The organism is Bacillus sp. EB01, from assembly GCF_000613125.1.
GTDB lineage: Bacteria > Bacillota > Bacilli > Bacillales > Cytobacillaceae > Bacillus_D.
In genome coordinates, this window is the sequence record NZ_HG964497.1 from 751,811 (window position 1) to 769,944 (window position 18,134).

Sequence of the window (18,134 nt, forward strand, 5' to 3'; positions counted from 1 at the left end):
AAGATAGTAAAGGAAACAAAACTAATTTTTAGAGGTGAATAACAATGCAAGTCGGCTTGATTGGTTTAGGAAAAATGGGTTTTAACCTAGGGCAAAATTTATTGGATCACAATCATTCGGTTGTCGCTTATGATTTGAATCCAACTGCTGTTGAAGAAATGAACAAATTAGGAGCTAAAGCAACTTCTAATCTAAAAGAATTGGTAGGCTCCTTGGAAACTCCGAGAGTGTTATGGATCATGGTTCCCCATACTGTTGTGGATTCTGTCCTAAGTGAACTCAAGCCTCTATTGGAAGAGGGAGATATCGTCATTGAGGCTGGTAATTCCCATTACAAAGAGTCCATTCGCCGCTATGAGGAAATGAAAGAAAACGGGATAAACTATATGGATGCAGGAACATCTGGCGGAATGGAGGGTGCTCGCCATGGAGCTTGCTATATGATTGGAGGCGATCAAGAGTCTTGGGATGTTGTAGAACCACTGTTCCGTGATACTTCCGTTGAGAATGGCTATTTGTATGCAGGGCAAATTGGCAGCGGGCACTTCTTGAAAATGATTCATAATGGCATTGAATATGGCATGATGGCGGCTATTGGCGAAGGCTTTGAAGTATTAGAAAAAAGCGAATTTGACTTTGATTATGAGAAAGTCGCAAAGGTTTGGAACAATGGCTCCGTTATTCGTTCCTGGTTAATGGAGCTTACTGAAAATGCTTTCTCTAAAGATCCTAAGCTAGAAGAGATAAAAGGGGTAATGCATTCTTCAGGTGAAGCAAAATGGACACTTGAAACAGCATTGGATCTACAAACTGCAACACCAGTCATTGCTTTATCTTTATTGTCCCGTTATCGTTCATTGGATACTGACACCTTTAATGGAAAAGTCGTTGCAGCATTACGTAACGAATTTGGCGGGCATGCGGTAGAAAAAGCATAAAAAACAGCATCGGGTCTTTTACAAAATAATAGGAGGAATGAACATGAAATTTTTTATTGATACAGCCAACCTTGATGAAATTAAAAAGGCATATAAAATCGGTGTTTTATCTGGTGTGACAACCAACCCATCTTTAGTTGCTAAAGAAGGTGTTAAATTCGAAGATAGAATCGCAGAAATATTACAAGCTGTGCCAAAAGTAGAATCCGTATCTGCCGAGGTAACACCACATGCGGTGACAGCTGAAGATATGATTGCTGAAGCGAATGAATTAATCAAAATAAATGGTGGAGATCAAAACATTACCATTAAAGTACCGATGACATTAGCAGGTTTAGAAACGACTCGTTACCTTGCGGATAAAGGGGTAAAAGTAAATGTGACCCTCATTTTCACCGTGAACCAAGCCTTATTGGCAGCTCGTGCGGGGGCAACCTATGTATCTCCATTCTTAGGTCGTTTGGATGATATTTCAGAAGATGGGGTCCAACTTGTCACAAAAATTGCAGAATTGTTCCGTATTCATCAATTTGATACGCAAATTATTGCTGCGTCTGTTCGCCATCCAGATCATGTCACACGTGTAGCCATGGCGGGGGCACATATTGCAACCATTCCTTACAAAGTGATCGAACAAATTGCTAAACATCCATTAACAGATCAAGGAATCGAAAAGTTTGCTGCCGATTGGGTAGAACCAAAGAAATAAGTCTTAGCTGGTGCGTTAGCAGGTAAGATTCTTTGCTAGCGCTCCTTTATTTAAAATTAAATGAAAAATGTTATAAAAGGAGCCTTAAAAAATGACACTATCTTTTGACTATACAAATGTAAAATCTTTTATAAATCAAAGTGAAGTAGATAATCTCTCTCCCTTTGTAAAAGTAGCGCATGACATGCTTCATAACAAAAAAGGTCCAGGATCTGATTATCTAGGATGGGTAACACTTCCATACGACTATGATAAAGAAGAATTTTCAAGAATTAAGAAAGCAGCTGCAAAAATTCGGGAATCTTCTGATGCGTTAATTGTGATTGGAATTGGAGGTTCCTATTTAGGTGCAAGAGCAGCGATTGAAGCTCTATCTCATTCCTTCCATAACCAAATGAACGGCAATACACAAATTTACTTTGCTGGCCAAAATATTAGTTCAACCTACATTTCTCATTTATTAGAAATGTTAGAAGGTAAAGATATATCCATTAATGTGATTTCGAAATCGGGTACCACTACAGAACCAGCGATTGCATTCCGAATTTTCCGGGATTATTTAGAAAAGAAGTACGGAAAAGAAGAAGCAAAAAATCGGATTTTTGTTACAACCGACAAAGAAAAAGGGGCATTAAAACAACTAGCCACTGAAGAGGGTTTTGAAACATTTGTCATTCCCGATGATGTTGGGGGAAGATACTCTGTCCTTACAGCTGTTGGGTTATTACCGATTGCTGCAGCAGGACTAGATATAGACAAAATGATGCAAGGTGCAAGGGCGGCAGCTGACAAATACAATAATCCTGATCTTGAAACCAATCAAAGCTATCAATACGCAGCGGTTCGAAATGCTTTATACCGTAAAGGTAAAACCATTGAGTTGCTAGTTAACTATGAACCTGCTCTTCATTATGTTTCTGAATGGTGGAAACAGTTGTACGGTGAAAGTGAAGGGAAAGACCAAAAAGGATTATTCCCTGCTTCTGTTGATTTTTCTACTGACTTGCATTCAATGGGACAATATGTCCAAGAAGGCCGTCGTGATTTAATTGAGACGGTGGTCCAAGTAGCAAAACCAAAAGTAGAATTAACCATTCAAGAAGACGCAGCTAACCTTGACGGATTAAACTTCTTAGCTGGGAAAACCATGGATGAAGTCAATAAAAATGCGTTCCAAGGGACAGTGTTAGCACATGTAGACGGCGGTGTGCCTAACATGGTAGTCGAACTGGATGAATTAAATGAATTCACATTTGGGGAATTGGTCTATTTCTTTGAAAAAGCCTGTGGAATAAGCGGCTTGTTAATGGGGGTAAATCCGTTTGATCAGCCTGGGGTTGAGGCTTACAAGAAAAACATGTTCGCATTGCTTGGCAAACCAGGCTACGAGGCGGAAAAAGAGGTTTTATTAAAACGTTTAACTAAATAACAGGATTCAATCATTCTTAAAAAAGCTGTGTTAATGAATATTGTTGATTTATTAGCATTGTTGGTTGGAGCGGAAGGCACGAAGACACGAAGACTCCCAAGCCGCCCGTGGAAAGCGAAGCGCCTGGAGCGGAAATCAACAAAGTTGTTTAAGATAGCTTTTAAAAAAGGTAAATCCAGAATGAGAAGTAATAATTTAGAAAGGAGAAACATTCATGAATAACAAACATTTGGAACGAATTCAAACTGGAAAAGGTTTTATAGCGGCCTTGGACCAAAGCGGCGGTAGTACTCCCAAGGCACTGTTGACGTATGGTATTAACGAAAACAGCTATTCCAATGAAGAAGAAATGTATAAAGTGGTTCACGAGATGAGGACGCGTATTATCAAGAGTCCCGCGTTTGATTCCCAGTATATTTTGGGAGCGATCTTGTTTGAAAACACGATGGACCGTTTGATTGACGGGCAATACACAGCTGATTTTCTATGGGAGAAGAAAGGCATTGTGCCTTTTCTGAAAGTTGATAAGGGGCTTGCCCAACTTGAGGACGGAGTACAGCTCATGAAGCCAATTGCGGGTTTGGATGATCTTCTAAAAAGGGCAAATGAACGGAACATCTTCGGGACAAAAATGCGTTCAGTTATTAAGGAAGCCAATCCTACTGGCATCAAGAAGGTTGTCAAACAACAGTTTGATATAGCGAACCAAATTGCAGAGGCCGGGCTCGTACCAATTATCGAACCGGAAGTGGATATCCACAGTGCGGATAAAAAAGAGTCTGAAAGACTATTAAAAGAGGCGCTAATCGAGCAATTATCTACCCTTGGCAAAGACGTAAAAGTTATGTTCAAACTCTCCTTACCTACAGAAGATAATTTCTATAACGATTTAACGAAGGATCCGCATGTTGTACGGGTGGTGGCGCTCTCAGGCGGCTACACACAAGCCGAAGCAAATGAAAAGCTTGAACGTAATCACGGAATAATCGCCAGTTTCTCACGGGCCCTGACAGAAGGACTAACTTCTCAACAATCAGAAGGTGAATTCAACGCGATGCTGTCTGAGTCTATTCAGAACATTTATAAAGCCTCAAATTGATACGTTGTTTTGACCTACAGAACTTACAGAGTTAAAGGTAAAAATATAATATATCCAAATTTTATTTTAAGGGATTTATATATACCAACTCAATTAGGTTTCTATTTTTATGAAGTACTAGCTTATAAGGATAGTCATAAGAAGTTTTAGATTTTGTTACTATTGCATCCGATTTTTACCCCGTTCTAAAAAATTGAACGGGGTATTGGGTGTACATTAATCTAGCTTTAAAAGATGTGTTTGGCATTACAGCAAGTTCAATATTCTTTAAGCGACAGAGACAGCTAAACTTGGAATCTGATGGAGCAGGGAATTAGGCACTAAGCGGCTGCGGTGTGGGCACTCTTTATGAGGAAACGCTGGCACTTCGACCGCCAGGTGACTGATATCCATGAGCCCTGTACTTGCCAGGATGGGCGAAGATCCAGCCGTGTCAGCTACGAACCGCTATGGCCAGATTTATCGTATCTAAGGTTTTTGGGGGCTGATAACAGTGTCCTTCCTGCCTTGACGCAGCCGGCCCTGTTCTAATGTGGCAGACTAGTAGACCATACATTGTAGCACCAACAATTTAATAGATTATTCCACTATTTAGATTTCCCGTGGTTTTTAGGAATAAGTATTTGGACGCCCATAGTTTACTTTTTTAGACTAAAATTACTATTCCAATTACCCTCTTTTGTAAATACAAGGTTAACATGCTGTATGAGCTATTTGCTGAAACAAGTAAGGATAGTCATTATGGCCAGTGAAGTAAAAAGTGCAATATATTCTTAATTGAAAATACTTGAGTTCAGAATAGTTGACGGTATTTAAATAATAGGTTATATTTATTTTGAATTCGAGATACATAAATTAAAAATTAATTAATTAATAATATATTTTCAAGATATATTTAAGCCGGCTGATTTTTAGATTTAAATCTTGGATTCAAAAAATAACAAGGGGGAGTTTTAAGAGAGATATAGATTGAACGGGATAGATTACAGAGAACTCAACAAAAAATATAAAATTATAAATTATGGAGAGTGAAATAAAATGAAAAAAGGAATATTCAAGAAAATCACTGCTTATGGACTTGCACTATCTATGGCTTTAGGACTTGTTGGGGCGGCATCATTTTCAAATGATGGGACTTCCAAGGTATCAGCAAATGAAAAAGCACCAGTAAAAGCAACAACAACTTCGGACATTTTGACTCCGGATAACCATTCATTGATGTTGATTGACCATCAACCGCAGATGGCATTTGCTACTAAGTCACATGATGTGACATTGGTTCGTAACAACGTTGAAGCGTTAGCGAAATCTGCGAAACTATTCAATGTACCAACTGTACTTTCAACAGTAGCTGCTGATACATTTAGCGGCCAGATCTTCCCGGAAATTAAAGCAGTTTTCCCTGACCAGGAAATTATTGACCGTACATCCATGAATGCCTGGGATGATCAAAAGGTTGTTGATGCCGTTAAAAAGGCTGGCAACAAAAAATTGGTAGTAGCTGGTCTTTGGACTGAGGTTTGTGTAGTAATGCCAGTATTGGATGCACTTGAAGATGGTTATGAAGTTTACGTAGTAACCGATGCTTCAGGCGGAGTTACCACAGAAGCACATGATATGGCTGTAGAACGTATGATTCAAGCCGGAGCAACTCCAATCACTTGGATGCAGTATATGCTTGAATTGCAACGTGACTGGGCTAACCAAGAAACATATGATGGTGTAATGTCCATTGCTAAAGAACATGGCGGTGCATACGGTCTGGGTGCCCAATATGCTGAAGAAATGTTCGGTGCCAAAGAAGGTAAGTAATTAAATCATTAGCATAAAATGCCTTCCTATAAATGATAGGGAGGCATTTTTAGCATTAACTATGTAAGGGGAAATCGGGTAGTTCTGCAGGAGCTTCAACTTCAATACGATTAATTGATGGGAAGGTAATACGATCTCATAAGACGAAAATTTGATAGTTAAGAGATATTTGGCTTATTTATGATCTGAAAAAGTGACCCTAGCTTTAGTAATAGAAAAGTTGGTAAATAGAGAAAAAATTTTTGTTATTATCCAGCCCTTTTATTTTTTCGTTGATAAAGAATGAGTGAAAAAATAACAAAGTATAACATTTTAAAAATTAACTTGGATGGTTGACTTTATTCCAAAAACGTTTTATAATTTATCTTTAATTAGAGATAAATTAAATTGAGATATATACATTAGGAGTGTGTACAGATGGTGAATTTATATACATCCCCAAGCTGTACTTCTTGCCGTAAAGCTAAGGCATGGCTGGAGGAGAATCACGTCGATTATGTAGAGAGAAACATTATCAAAGAACCGCTGACGACTGAAGAAATAAAAGAAATCCTTCGCTTAACTGATCAAGGAACCGATGACATTATTTCAGTAAACTCTAAAACATTTATGATGCTTAACGTAGATTTGGAATCCCTCAAACTACATGAGTTATATAAAATTATAAAGGATAATCCATCCGTGTTAAGACGGCCAATTATTCAGGATGAAAAAAGATTGAATGTAGGATTTAACGAGGAAGAAATACGCAGATTCCTGCCTCGAAAGCTTAAGACCTTCATTTACGATGACCCTAAACCAACGGCAGAGTATGGACATGAAACTATTAATAGGATAGGTGGTGAGTAAAGTGGAAAGAAGATTTCCAAACCAGCCGTTTATTGTTTTAATGAAAACGGCAAAAGGGATTCATGAAAAAGTAAGAGAGCAAATGCTGATGTACAAATTGAATGTAACAGAATTTTCAGTGCTGGAAGTGCTATACCAAAAAGGGACATTGACAATCCAGCAAATTTGCCAGAATGTCTTAATTTCAAGCGGTTCGATGACGTACGTAATAGACAAATTAGAAAAGCGTGGCCTGTTAAAAAGAAATGCTTGCCCTAATGACCGAAGGGCTATTCACATATCATTAACTCAAGATGGCCTTAACTTAATGGATACGATTATGCCAAAGTATCTGGACATGGTTGATGGACTGTTTGAAGCATTAGACCATGAAGAGGCAGAGACATTCTTAAAATTATTAAAGAAAGTTAATAATAGAATTGATTAATGCAACATTTGGCCTAATATCTCGAATTAAAAATTCTTAATACTAGTAAAAGGGAGCGATATAAATGAACAAGAAAACAATGGGAATACACCACATAACAGCGATTGTGGGCCACCCACAAGAAAACGCAGATTTTTATGCAGGAGTTTTAGGATTGCGGTTAGTTAAAAAGACTGTGAATTTTGATGATCCAGGTACGTATCATCTCTATTTTGGCAATGAGGGCGGAAAACCGGGAACAATCATTACCTTTTTCCCATGGACCGGTGCATATCAAGGAAGAATAGGAGATGGACAGGTAGGAATCACTTCCTATGCCGTTCCTAAAGGGGCTATCCGATTTTGGGAAGAAAGGCTGGAGAGGTTCAATATATCATTTATAAAAATGTTCCGCTTTGGGGAGCAATATTTGGAATTTGATGACCCGCATGGCTTACGTCTTGCACTAGTTGAAAGAGAAGAAGGGGAGGTTAACACCTGGTCGATTGGAAATATCACTCCCGAAGTTGCCATTAAAGGTTTTGGAGGGGCAACCTTACTTTCGGCTCAGCCAAGAAAGACATCTGAGCTGTTGGAATCGGTAATGGGACTGGAACGAATTGCGGAGGAAGGCGATATGATCCGTTACCGCTCTACTGCTGATATTGGCAATATTATTGATTTGAAATTAACCTCTGTTGGCCGCGGGCAAATGGGTGTGGGAACCGTCCACCATATTGCATGGCGCGCGTCAGATGACCAAGACCAGCTTGAATGGAAGGAATATGTAGAAGGCTTCGGTTATGGGGTCACTCCTGTCCAGGATCGAAATTACTTTAATGCTATTTATTTTAGGGAGCATGGTGAAATATTATTTGAAATTGCAACAGATCCTCCGGGATTTGCCCATGACGAATCCTATGAAACGATGGGACAGCAATTGATGCTGCCGGAACAATATGAACCATTCCGGGATAGGATAGAAAGATCTGTCCTACCTTTTGAAATCAGGAATTTAGACTAAAACTTTTAGTTTACTCACCAATGCAAAGTACTGAATTCAACCTGTAGGAGGGTGCAGTTATGCAAAAAACAGCTGGTATTCATCATATTACCGCGATGGTGAATGATGCACTTAGAACGATTGATTTCTACTCTGGCGTACTTGGACTAAGGCTTATAAAGAAGACAATCAATTTCGATCGTCCGGAAGTGTACCATCTCTACTTTGGAAATGAATCGGGTGCACCCGGAACTGTTATTACATTCTTTCCGTGGGAAAAACAGTTAAAGGGCCGCATTGGCACTGGCCAGGTAGGCTCAACAAGTTATGTCATCCCTAAAGATTCACTATCCTTTTGGGAAGCTCGCCTCAAGAAATTTAGGATAAAAACATATTCGTCTATTCGATTCGGTGAAGGATATTTAAGCTTCCAGGATCCTGATGGCCTTGAAATTGAACTAGTAGAAAGAACTGAAGGACCAGTCAATAATTGGAGCTTTGGCGGAGTTCACTCTGACGTTGCCATTAAAGGAATTGGTGGAGCTACATTGATTTCGGCACAGCCCAATAAAACTGCTGGTGTTCTTGAGAATATCCTTGGGCTCCAACTGATTGGGCAGGAAGAGAGTTTCCTTAGATATAAAGCGGATTCTGGCCTTGGAAACACAATTGATATCAAGCTTACTCCATCCGTTCGCGGGCTTATGGGGGCTGGAACAGTTCACCATATTGCCTGGAGAGCAAGTGATGAAGAAGATCATAATCGGTGGAGGTCACTTCTTGAGGAAAAAGGATATAATCCAACAGAAATCAGGGACCGTAATTATTTTAAAGCTATCTATTTCCATGAAGAAGGTGGAATCCTTTTTGAAATAGCTACTGACCAGCCCGGCTTTACGGTCGACGAACCATTTGAAGAACTTGGAGAAAAATTGATGCTGCCACCTTGGTTTGAATCAAAACGGGAAGAGTTGAAGGAAACCCTGCCCCCTGTGGCGGTCCGCGTATTGGAGGAAGATAAAAAATGAAGCACATTTATCAAAAAGGTAAAAACTCAACTAAACCAACGCTTTTATTGCTTCATGGCACAGGTGGGAATGAGTTGGACTTATTGCCACTTGCGGGAATGATTGATGACGAAGCTTCTATATTAAGTATCCGGGGGAATGTACTGGAAAATGGAATGCCCCGATTTTTCCGAAGATTAGCTGAAGGAGTCTTTGATGAAGAAGATCTTATTTTCCGAACAAAAGAATTAAATCAATTTTTAGATGAAGCAGCAGAAAAGTATGGTTTTGACAGGAAAAATATCGTGGCAATTGGCTATTCAAATGGTGCAAATATCGCAGCGAGTCTTTTATTCCATTATCAAAACGCATTAAAAGGAGCGATTCTACACCATCCTATGGTGCCAAGAAGAGGAATTGAGCTTCCTGATTTGTCAGGGACGCTGGTGTTTATTGCAGCAGGGACAAATGATCCTATCTGCTCCCCAATAGAATCGGCTGAGCTTCAAACTTTATTGGAAACAGCCAAAGCGGAAGTAGAACTTCATTGGGAAAATAGAGGCCATCAATTAACTCCATCGGAAGTGAAAGCAGCTGCACAGTGGTATCGGAAATATTTTAATAATTAATATAGATGGGGTGTCTTACGTGGGAATATTATCGAAGATTTTCGGAAAATCATCAAAAGAGGAGAATGAAAATATGGAGAATGTTAAATTGGCTGTGATTTATTACAGTATGGGCGGAACAAACTATCAGCTTTCAAAATGGGCTGAAGAAGGAGCGAAAGAAGTTGGTGCGGAAGTAAGAGTCTTAAAGGTACCTGAACTTGCTCCAGAAGAAGCAATAGAAGGGAGCCCGAGCTGGAAGGCACATGTTGAAGCAACAAACCATGTTCCCGAGGTAACCCTGGAGGACCTTGAATGGGCGGATGCCATTATTTTCAGTGTTCCGACTCGCTTTGGCAATATGCCATCCCAAATGAAACAATTCCTTGATACAACGGGCGGCCTTTGGTTTAATGGGAAACTTGCAAACAAAGTCGTCAGTGCAATGACTTCAGCACAAAACCCTCACGGTGGCCAGGAGGCAACAATTTTATCACTTTATACAACCATGTATCATTGGGGAGCCATTGTAGCGACTCCAGGCTTTACCGATCAATCATTGTTTGCTGCTGGAGGCAACCCTTATGGAACAAGTGTTACTGTTGGACAAGACGGAAAGATGATTGAAGATGTAGAAGCCGCTGTAAAATATCAAGCAAAGCGCACTGTTACTGTGGCGGAATGGGTAAAGAAAGGAAGTAAATAGAATTAAAGCTTTAAAAGGGCTAATCGTGATTTGGGATTGGCTCTTTTTTAATAGAATCGCCATGACGGACAAATAGGTTAAAAAAGGATTGGTTTTGCATTTTTTAGTTGTTGGCTTGAACTATAAAACAGCACATGCTGAGGTTAGGGAAAAGCAGAACACAGGAATTAGATAGGGAATTAGACTTCTGATTCACAGCAAAGGGGGCAGCCGGATGGATATTAATGTGGATGATTTATCAAAAATCGGACGTAAAGCGTTTGAATTAATATGGAAAAATACAAATGATGCAATTTTTTTAATTGGGGATGATGGGGCAATCCTTCAAGCAAATCCAATGTTTACAGAAATATTGGGCTGGACGATTGAAGATATTAGAGGAGTAACTCCTCCTCCTTCCTTGCATGGTATGAGTAATAAAGAACATGAGGAATTTTTGGATAGGTTAAGAAGGGGAGAAAATATACAAAATTATTTTACAAAGAGAAAGACTAAAGATGGAGAAATTTTAGATATATTATCAACCTATAGAGCCATTAACAAGGATGGAATCCTGGCATTGGGGATGTATAAGGATTTTACTGAGCAAATGGAAATCCAAAGGAAATTGGAGGAGAATGAGGACCGGTACCGAAAACTGGTTGAATTTTCACCTGATGCAATTGTAGTCCGAAATAAGCATCATATCTTGTTTGTTAATCCTGCAGGTGCAAGGTTATTAGGCCAAGACACCCCAAATAACATGGTCGGCAGATCAATTTGGAGGTTCATTTATTCGGAAAGCAAAAAAGATATAGAACAAAAGCTCTTTAATATGATGGAAGATTTTCACACTCATAAGCCTGTTACTTTTGTTGAACGGTTTATCCGTTATGACTATAAACAGTTTTATGCAGAGGTTACCGCCCTGCCGATTATATACAACGGGGAAGCCGTAATGCAAATTCTATTGAGGGATGTAACGGTCAGAAAAAAATATGAGAAAGAACTTGAACATCTGGCTTATTTTGATTCGTTGACTGGTCTAAGAAATCGGCGCAGTTTCATGGAAATTCTCGAACATGGTATTGAGTCTGCAAGCAGAATAAAGGAACAGCTTGGATTATTTTATTTAGATATTGATAAATTTAAGGAAATTAACGATTCATTAGGCCACGATGCAGGGGATGAATTGCTCAAGCAGTTTTCACAGCGGATGGTAACTAATTTAAGGGAAGACAGTATCATTGGCCGGTTAGGTGGAGATGAATTCGTAGTTTTAATTAGGGGAGTTAAAAATAGTAAGAGCGTTTATAAAATCGTTGAGAGGCTATATAAAGCACTCCAACAAGAATATACCATTAAAGGGAACAAAATTGAGGCAACAGCAAGTATCGGTGTTTCCCTGTACCCCAAAGATGGAACTAACAGTGAAATGTTAATTAAACATGCTGATGAAGCATTATATTTAGCGAAAGAAACAAGAAACAGGTACCATTTTCATAGTTTATCACGAATTAACGAGCAGTAAAAATCTCACTGATGGGTGTATTATGATGAGGAAAGTTTATTAAGTTGACTATCATTTTATTTTAGTATATCTTTAATTTGAGATATATAAAACAGAGATATCTTAAATGATTATAAAATGGGAGATAAAATATAAATGAACGTACTAGTAGTAAAAGCAAACAACAGACCAGCTTCCGAAGCTGTATCAAGCAAGATGTACGAAACTTTCATGGAAAACCTCGAAGGAGACAACGTAACAACTTTTGATGTTTTCGCTGAGGATATGCCGTACTTTGGCCAGGATCTTTTCAATGCATTTGGCAAGCTTCAATCTGGTGAACAACTTACAGATCTTGAAGAACGTATTTTGGCAGCAAAACAAAAAGCAAAGGATGCTTTAACTGCAGCTGACGTTGTTGTTTTTGCTTTCCCATTATGGAACATGACAATTCCAGCCAAGCTACAAACATTTATCGATTATGTATATGAGGCAGATTATTCCTTCAAATATGACGAAAACGGTAATGCAGTCCAGCTTATGACTGATAAAAAGGCAATCATTCTTAACGCACGTGGCGGCATCTACTCAGAAGGCCCTGCGGCAGCAATGGAAATGGCAGCTAACTACATTAAGAATGTCGCTGGCGGCGTGTTCGGAATGAAAATCATTGATGAAGTTGTCATCGAAGGACATGCAGCTGCACCTGACCAAGCTGAGAACATCATTGCTGAAGGATTGGAAAAAGTGAAAGAAGCTGCAAAGAAAATTTCAGCTGTAGCTGTTTAATTGTAAAGGAAACTAAAGTTAACCAAACAAAAGCTAACCGGAACTTGTTTCCGGTTAGCTTTTGTATCTTAAGGACGAGCAGAACAATGATTAAAGAAAGGATAGTAAATGAAATGATTTCTGGGGGAGGCATTATGAATAATCAGTATATAAAAATGGCAACGGGTGTATATTTGAATTATTTACTATTAGGAATGATTAATGTAATTATTGCATCCAATATGAATTTTTTATCCCAACAATTAAATACCGGCAGTGCAGAAATTAGTTTTTTGATTTCTGCTATCGGGATAGGAAAATTAGTTACATTAAGTTTTTCTGGACGGCTTTCTGATAAGGTTGGGAGAAAGCCGCTTGTTGTAACTGCAACATTGTTATATGTTGTATTTCTAGTTGGTATACCTCTTGCACCCAACTATCTTTTTGCTTTCGTTTTTGCAATTATTGCGGGAATCTGTAACTCGATTATGGATTCAGGAGCTTATCCTGCTCTAATCGAAGCTTTCCCTAATAATCCAGGGACCGCAATGGTACTGCTGAAAGCCTTTATCTCAATTGGGGCAACCCTATTGCCTATTCTGGTAGTATTGATTACTTCAAATCATTTGTTTTACGGATTGGCCTTTTTTGTTCCTGCAGCAGCTTACCTTATCAACGGGTTTTTCCTTACATTAGCTGCTTTTCCAAAGCATAAAGAGGGAAAGTTTGATTACTTACTAGTGGATTACAGCTCTACACGAAAGAGGTTTTCAGTGAAACCTAGGTTCAGGAGAGAAGGTATAGGAGTCGTCTTGATTGCCTTTAGTTCAGTCGCTTTATTTATGATTATCCAAATCTGGCTTCCAACGTACGGCCAGGAGATAGTTGGGTTGGGTAAGGTGGCAGCAATTGGATTATTAAGCTTTTATAGCATTGGAGGATTAATTTCCGTCCTTCTGCTCGCAATCCTGTTTAAAAAGGGAATTAATCCTATAACCGTAATGACCATTTATCCGTCTATAGCTCTTATTACGTTACTAGTTCTGTTAGCTCTTCCATATCCGGAAGTCATTATGATTTGTGCATTCGTTCTAGGATTATCAACTTCAGGGATTTTTCAATTAGCCGTTACTATTATGGCTGAATTTTTCCCGGATACAAAAGGCACGAGTACCGCATATGTCAGCCTTGCTTCTAGCTTAGCGTTTATTGTTATTCCATTTATAACAGGAATGATCACAAAGTATTTTAGCGTAACATCAGTATTTATTATTGACCTTGGTATAGCAGTCTTAACTATATTACTGGGTATTAATTTATCCTTCAGGTATAGGAGAGTGTTTAACGTTCTTTATTAAGTTCAATTGTAATTAGAAAATTTTTTATCGGAAACATACCTCTTCCTTAATAGGAAAGGAGAATTCATATATGACGGGCCCGGAGTGGCCATTAATTCTTTGCTATCTTTCTTTTGAGAGTACTTTAGTGAAGTGTATCGAAAAAAGTGGTGCCGCTCAGCATTTGGCGCTATCCTTAAACCAGGATATTAAGCGCTCATATTTCATTTAAGAGATTAATTTATTTATGTCAATTGCAAAGATAAAAGAATCTAAAAACAAGATAAATAAATATAATAAAAATTATTTTAATAAAAAGGCAAGGTTCATCTGTATATTAGAGGGGATTAGAGAAGGGATAGACTGGTCCTTACCGGGGAGGTCTGGATGATAGTCTAAATTCCATTAGTAACCTGCCCAACGATGGGCGGTTGAACAGCCAGAGGTAAAAAAACCATAGTATCATGCCACTCGTGAAAGGTATAGGAAGGGCGAAGATTTTTATTATATAAGAAGTACTATTATTCAACAAACGGAAAAAGATTGTAAAAACTATCTGTGATCTCAATCAAGACATGTAGAAGAATTAGGGAAAATGATTTAAAAGAAGCCGACTAAACCTTAAGGGAGCTACCATCGCTTTTTAAAAATTAATTTGCATTGCTTTCGTTGATATAAAGGTGATTAAAATGATAAACATTGGCGACGGCTTTTACAAAAAACCGCTACAAACAACCAACTAGTTGTTGTAGCGGTCGTTCAAAAGCAAAATTAAACTAGTTTGAGGTTACGGATTCTGGATACCAGTCGGGATTTTCCTCTGTCACTTTTTTAATATCTACTTTTTCCGGGAATAGTTTCAAACCATAAAAAGTATCTGCTAAATCTTGTTGTGCCTTAACAGCTGCCTCATCAATAGGAAGAACTCCAAAGTCTCGTCTGCCATTCGCAACTTCAAGTGGTTTTGCATCAATCTTTAGCTCTTTGGATAAGATGTTCGCTACTTCTTTGGTGTTTTCATTTGCCCATTGATCTGACTTCTGCAATTCGTCTAATATGATTTTAATAGTGTCAGTATGGTTATTTACGAAATTTTCCGAGGCAAAATAGAATGTCCGATTTTGTGTTAAATTTTCACCGTTTACAATTGTTCTTGTTGGTGTACTCGATTCTAGTACAGCCAGGAATGGATCCCAGGTTCCAATAACATCAATTTCACCGGATTGAAAGGCAACTCGTCCTTCAGCTGAATCCTTATAATAAATAAGGTTTACATCTTCAACTGTAAGCCCTTCTTTTTCTAAGGCTTTGACCAACAGGTAATGCATATTCCCGCCCTTGGTCACCCCTATTTTCTTTCCTTTGAAATCCTGTACATTCTTAATTGGCGAGTCTTCTTTAACGACTAAAGCTACTCCTTTTGGATAAGGTGTATCAGACGCTACATATACACTCGTTTTACCGCTTGCTTGTGAAAAGACCCCATTTGCATCGGATGCATGCCCAAAATCAATCGCACCAGTATTTAATCCTTCTAATAATGCAGTTCCAATTGGAAACTCTGACCATTCAACTGTAATATTCTCTTCGGCAAGTCTTTTATCTAATGTACCTCTTGCTTTTAAAATATTTAACGTATTTCCTTTTTGATAGCCAATTTTGACTGTTGACCCTTTTTCACCATTTGACCCAGAACTGCTTTCCTCTGATCCGCATGCTGCCAAAATCCCCACGATTAAAATAAGAAGGCAGCTTAAAATCCATTTTGACTTTGCTCTCATATTCTCTCCTCCTACTATTCCTGCATTAATTTATTTAGGATGATATTTTGATAATGGATAAACTCTTGATCTACATTTCTTGGCCTTGCCAACGGGATTGCTGTATCCAGCTCAATTCCGCCATCTTTAATCACGATTACCCGATCCGCTAATCGTACTGCCTCGCTAACATCGTGGGTAACAAGAATAGCTGTAAAGTTTTCCTCCGACCACAATTGCTCTATTAAATTTTGCATTTCTAACCGAGTAAGGGCATCCAAGGCGCCAAGCGGCTCATCTAAAAGCAATAGCTTGGGTTTTCCAGCCAATGCTCTTGCTAGCGATACGCGCTGTTTTTGTCCTCCTGATAAAACAGAAGGCCATTCGTTTTGTTTTTCCAATAGCCCAACATGGGATAGAGATGTTTCCGCGCTTTTGTTATTTTTATCCGCCGTAACACCAATTTGGACATTCTCTAAAACACTTTTCCAGGGAAGCAGACGGGAATCCTGAAACATGATTCTTGTATCTTGATGCAGCCCCTTCACCTGGGTTCCGTCAAATAGAATTTCACCATTGGATATCGTTTCCAACCCTGCGATTAAACGTAGCAAGGTGCTTTTCCCACAGCCGCTTTTCCCTACAATGGCCAAAAACTCCCCTGGGTTTATTTTCAGATCAATGCCCTTTAATACCGTTAAATCTCCAAATCTTTTATCAACATTGTTTATTTGAACATTTATTCCTGACACCTGATTCCCTCCATGCTTTATGCTCTCTTCTTGTAGAAATTCGGATGCCACTTAAGCCACTTTTTTTCTAAACCCAACGCCAGCACATCTGATAATTTCCCTAATAGTGCATATAGGATGATGCTTAAGATGACAATATCCATTTGCATAAATTCGCGTGCTGAAGTTGCCATATAACCAATCCCTGTATCGGATGCAATAGTTTCGGCAACAATTAATGACATCCACATGATCCCTAAAGCATAGCGGACACCGACTAAGATGGACGGGAGTGCCCCTGGCAGCAGGATATTCCAGAATAAAGGGAACCCTTTTAATCCGTAAACCTTTCCCATTTCAATTAATCCTTTATCAACATTACGAATGCCATGATATGTATTTAAATAAATAGGAAAAGCTACCCCTAAAGCGACTAGGAAAATCTTTGCGTCTTCACCAATGCCAAACCACAAAATAACAAGTGGGATTAAAGCTAAATGTGGAATGGTTCGAATCATTTGTATGGATGTATCAAGCAACTTGGAGGCAAGTGGAATCAATCCATTTATCAGTCCTAAAATAAATCCAATAAATCCTCCAATAAAAAAGCCGATGAATGCTCTTTTTGTGCTTATCCATATATATTCATAAAGGCTCCCATCTTCTGCTAGCCGAATGGTCCCTTTTATAACCTCGAAAGGCGTAGGCAGAATTTCTTTTGGCAAAATCCCTAAGGAACCCAATAATTGCCATAGTATTAAAAAAAGAGTCGGGATCACCCAAGGTATAGCAGTATCTAATGTATGTTTGATTCTTGGACTCACACCGTTTTATCTCCTTTCCGTATCATAAACATCCAAAACGTCAGCCAGATGCCTTATTGTACTTCCTGCCCTCAAAGCTCCCGCAATCAAACTAGCCTCGCCCAACTCCGTTTCACTAATAGAATGGTTAGCTGCGATAACTTTAAGTTTTCGTATATACTCGTTTGATCTTAAAGCATGCGCGGATGCATAAGAAATCAAGATAACAAGTTTAGTAGATAACGTACCTGAAGACTCTGTGAACGGTACGATAAGCAAGTCATGCAAATGTTTAGATTGATCAGGAAAAAGCCCGAGTAATTGTTCCTCTTGGTTCACGGTTCCCAGTTCTTCAAACACCCCAGCCGGAAGTGAAGGGAGGAGTGCGGTTCCAGTTTCAAGCGAAGTGGCTATCGTAACTCCTTCTATTAATTCTTCTTGAGTAACTCCTAATTTTTTCGCTTTTTTTGAATGGAATTGCGTGCAATAAGAACATTTGGTTATGGTTGTTACCGAAACAGCAATAATCTCTTTCTCTCTCGCAGGTATAACTCCTTTTTGCCAAACATCATCCGCAAAACTCCGATACTTTCGGAAAAACGCTGGATGGATTTTTGGAAGCTTTGCTAATTGGGGTCCGATTTCATTTGTACTCACTTTTATTCTCCCTTCCGGCGTAA

20 protein-coding genes are annotated in these 18,134 nt (G+C 38.9%); 16 read left to right on the forward strand and 4 right to left on the reverse strand.

Features of this window, described 5'->3' with window-relative positions; translation table 11 throughout:
* The first annotated feature begins 44 nt into the window (after window positions 1-44).
* The 16 genes from gnd to TY16_RS26790 all read left to right on the forward strand — a co-directional run bounded on the left by gnd (window position 45) and on the right by TY16_RS26790 (window position 14,551).
* Window positions 45-938, forward strand: a complete 894-nt coding sequence (gene gnd, locus TY16_RS03345; RefSeq protein WP_043930334.1) for a phosphogluconate dehydrogenase (NAD(+)-dependent, decarboxylating) — start codon at window positions 45-47, stop codon at window positions 936-938.
* Window positions 939-981: 43 nt separating this feature from the next.
* A complete protein-coding gene (gene fsa / locus TY16_RS03350; protein ID WP_043930335.1) occupies window positions 982-1,647 on the forward strand; it encodes a fructose-6-phosphate aldolase in 666 nt (221 codons plus the stop codon).
* 91 nt (window positions 1,648-1,738) lie between these two features.
* Window positions 1,739-3,076 carry a glucose-6-phosphate isomerase gene (locus tag TY16_RS03355; protein ID WP_043930336.1) on the forward strand — a complete coding sequence of 446 codons (1,338 nt, stop codon included), beginning with the start codon at window positions 1,739-1,741 and terminating at the stop codon, window positions 3,074-3,076.
* 214 nt (window positions 3,077-3,290) lie between these two features.
* On the forward strand, window positions 3,291-4,175 hold the full coding sequence (locus TY16_RS03360; RefSeq protein ID WP_043930337.1) for a fructose bisphosphate aldolase: 885 nt from the start codon (window positions 3,291-3,293) through the stop codon (window positions 4,173-4,175).
* A gap of 348 nt (window positions 4,176-4,523) precedes the next feature.
* A complete protein-coding gene (locus TY16_RS26035) occupies window positions 4,524-4,706 on the forward strand; it encodes a hypothetical protein (RefSeq protein WP_155922124.1) in 183 nt (60 codons plus the stop codon).
* 687 nt (window positions 4,707-5,393) lie between these two features.
* Window positions 5,394-5,987 carry a hydrolase gene (locus TY16_RS03365; RefSeq protein ID WP_043934463.1) on the forward strand — a complete coding sequence of 198 codons (594 nt, stop codon included), beginning with the start codon at window positions 5,394-5,396 and terminating at the stop codon, window positions 5,985-5,987.
* 417 nt (window positions 5,988-6,404) lie between these two features.
* Window positions 6,405-6,836 carry a transcriptional regulator SpxA gene (gene spxA, locus TY16_RS03370; protein WP_043930339.1) on the forward strand — a complete coding sequence of 144 codons (432 nt, stop codon included), beginning with the start codon at window positions 6,405-6,407 and terminating at the stop codon, window positions 6,834-6,836.
* 1 nt (window position 6,837) lies between these two features.
* Window positions 6,838-7,263, forward strand: a complete 426-nt coding sequence (locus TY16_RS03375; RefSeq protein ID WP_081772862.1) for a MarR family winged helix-turn-helix transcriptional regulator — start codon at window positions 6,838-6,840, stop codon at window positions 7,261-7,263.
* Between the two features lie 64 nt (window positions 7,264-7,327).
* Window positions 7,328-8,266: a ring-cleaving dioxygenase gene (locus TY16_RS03380; protein WP_043930340.1), complete on the forward strand. Its 939-nt coding sequence runs from the start codon at window positions 7,328-7,330 to the stop codon at window positions 8,264-8,266.
* 59 nt (window positions 8,267-8,325) lie between these two features.
* Complete coding sequence (locus TY16_RS03385; protein ID WP_043930342.1) at window positions 8,326-9,273, forward strand: ring-cleaving dioxygenase; 948 nt, start codon at window positions 8,326-8,328, stop codon at window positions 9,271-9,273.
* Entirely contained in the window at window positions 9,270-9,881 is a 612-nt protein-coding gene (locus tag TY16_RS03390; protein WP_043930343.1) for an alpha/beta hydrolase, read from the forward strand. The genes TY16_RS03385 and TY16_RS03390 overlap by 4 nt, the downstream gene beginning before the upstream one ends.
* Before the next feature lie 73 nt (window positions 9,882-9,954).
* A complete protein-coding gene (wrbA, locus tag TY16_RS03395) occupies window positions 9,955-10,566 on the forward strand; it encodes an NAD(P)H:quinone oxidoreductase type IV (protein WP_442853203.1) in 612 nt (203 codons plus the stop codon).
* Between the two features lie 214 nt (window positions 10,567-10,780).
* Entirely contained in the window at window positions 10,781-12,076 is a 1,296-nt protein-coding gene (locus TY16_RS03400) for a diguanylate cyclase domain-containing protein (protein ID WP_043930346.1), read from the forward strand.
* Between the two features lie 135 nt (window positions 12,077-12,211).
* Window positions 12,212-12,844, forward strand: a complete 633-nt coding sequence (locus tag TY16_RS03405) for an FMN-dependent NADH-azoreductase (protein WP_043930347.1) — start codon at window positions 12,212-12,214, stop codon at window positions 12,842-12,844.
* 134 nt (window positions 12,845-12,978) lie between these two features.
* Window positions 12,979-14,181, forward strand: coding sequence for an MFS transporter (locus TY16_RS03410; RefSeq protein ID WP_043934465.1), 1,203 nt, complete (start codon window positions 12,979-12,981; stop codon window positions 14,179-14,181).
* 226 nt (window positions 14,182-14,407) lie between these two features.
* Entirely contained in the window at window positions 14,408-14,551 is a 144-nt protein-coding gene (locus TY16_RS26790; RefSeq protein WP_155922127.1) for a hypothetical protein, read from the forward strand.
* Between the two features lie 385 nt (window positions 14,552-14,936).
* Here TY16_RS26790 and TY16_RS03415 read toward each other — a convergent pair whose 3' ends face one another.
* The 4 genes from TY16_RS03415 to TY16_RS03430 are packed head-to-tail and all read right to left on the reverse strand — an operon-like array spanning window position 14,937 to window position 18,111.
* Window positions 14,937-15,941 carry a sulfonate ABC transporter substrate-binding protein gene (locus TY16_RS03415; RefSeq protein ID WP_043930348.1) on the reverse strand — a complete coding sequence of 335 codons (1,005 nt, stop codon included), beginning with the start codon at window positions 15,939-15,941 and terminating at the stop codon, window positions 14,937-14,939.
* Window positions 15,942-15,955: 14 nt separating this feature from the next.
* On the reverse strand, window positions 15,956-16,672 hold the full coding sequence (locus TY16_RS03420) for an ABC transporter ATP-binding protein (RefSeq protein ID WP_155922128.1): 717 nt from the start codon (window positions 16,670-16,672) through the stop codon (window positions 15,956-15,958).
* Window positions 16,673-16,689: 17 nt separating this feature from the next.
* A complete protein-coding gene (gene ssuC, locus TY16_RS03425) occupies window positions 16,690-17,475 on the reverse strand; it encodes an aliphatic sulfonate ABC transporter permease SsuC (protein WP_043930349.1) in 786 nt (261 codons plus the stop codon).
* A 6-nt stretch (window positions 17,476-17,481) separates the two neighbouring features.
* Window positions 17,482-18,111 carry a carboxymuconolactone decarboxylase family protein gene (locus TY16_RS03430; protein ID WP_043930351.1) on the reverse strand — a complete coding sequence of 210 codons (630 nt, stop codon included), beginning with the start codon at window positions 18,109-18,111 and terminating at the stop codon, window positions 17,482-17,484.
* Window positions 18,112-18,134 lie beyond the last annotated feature (23 nt).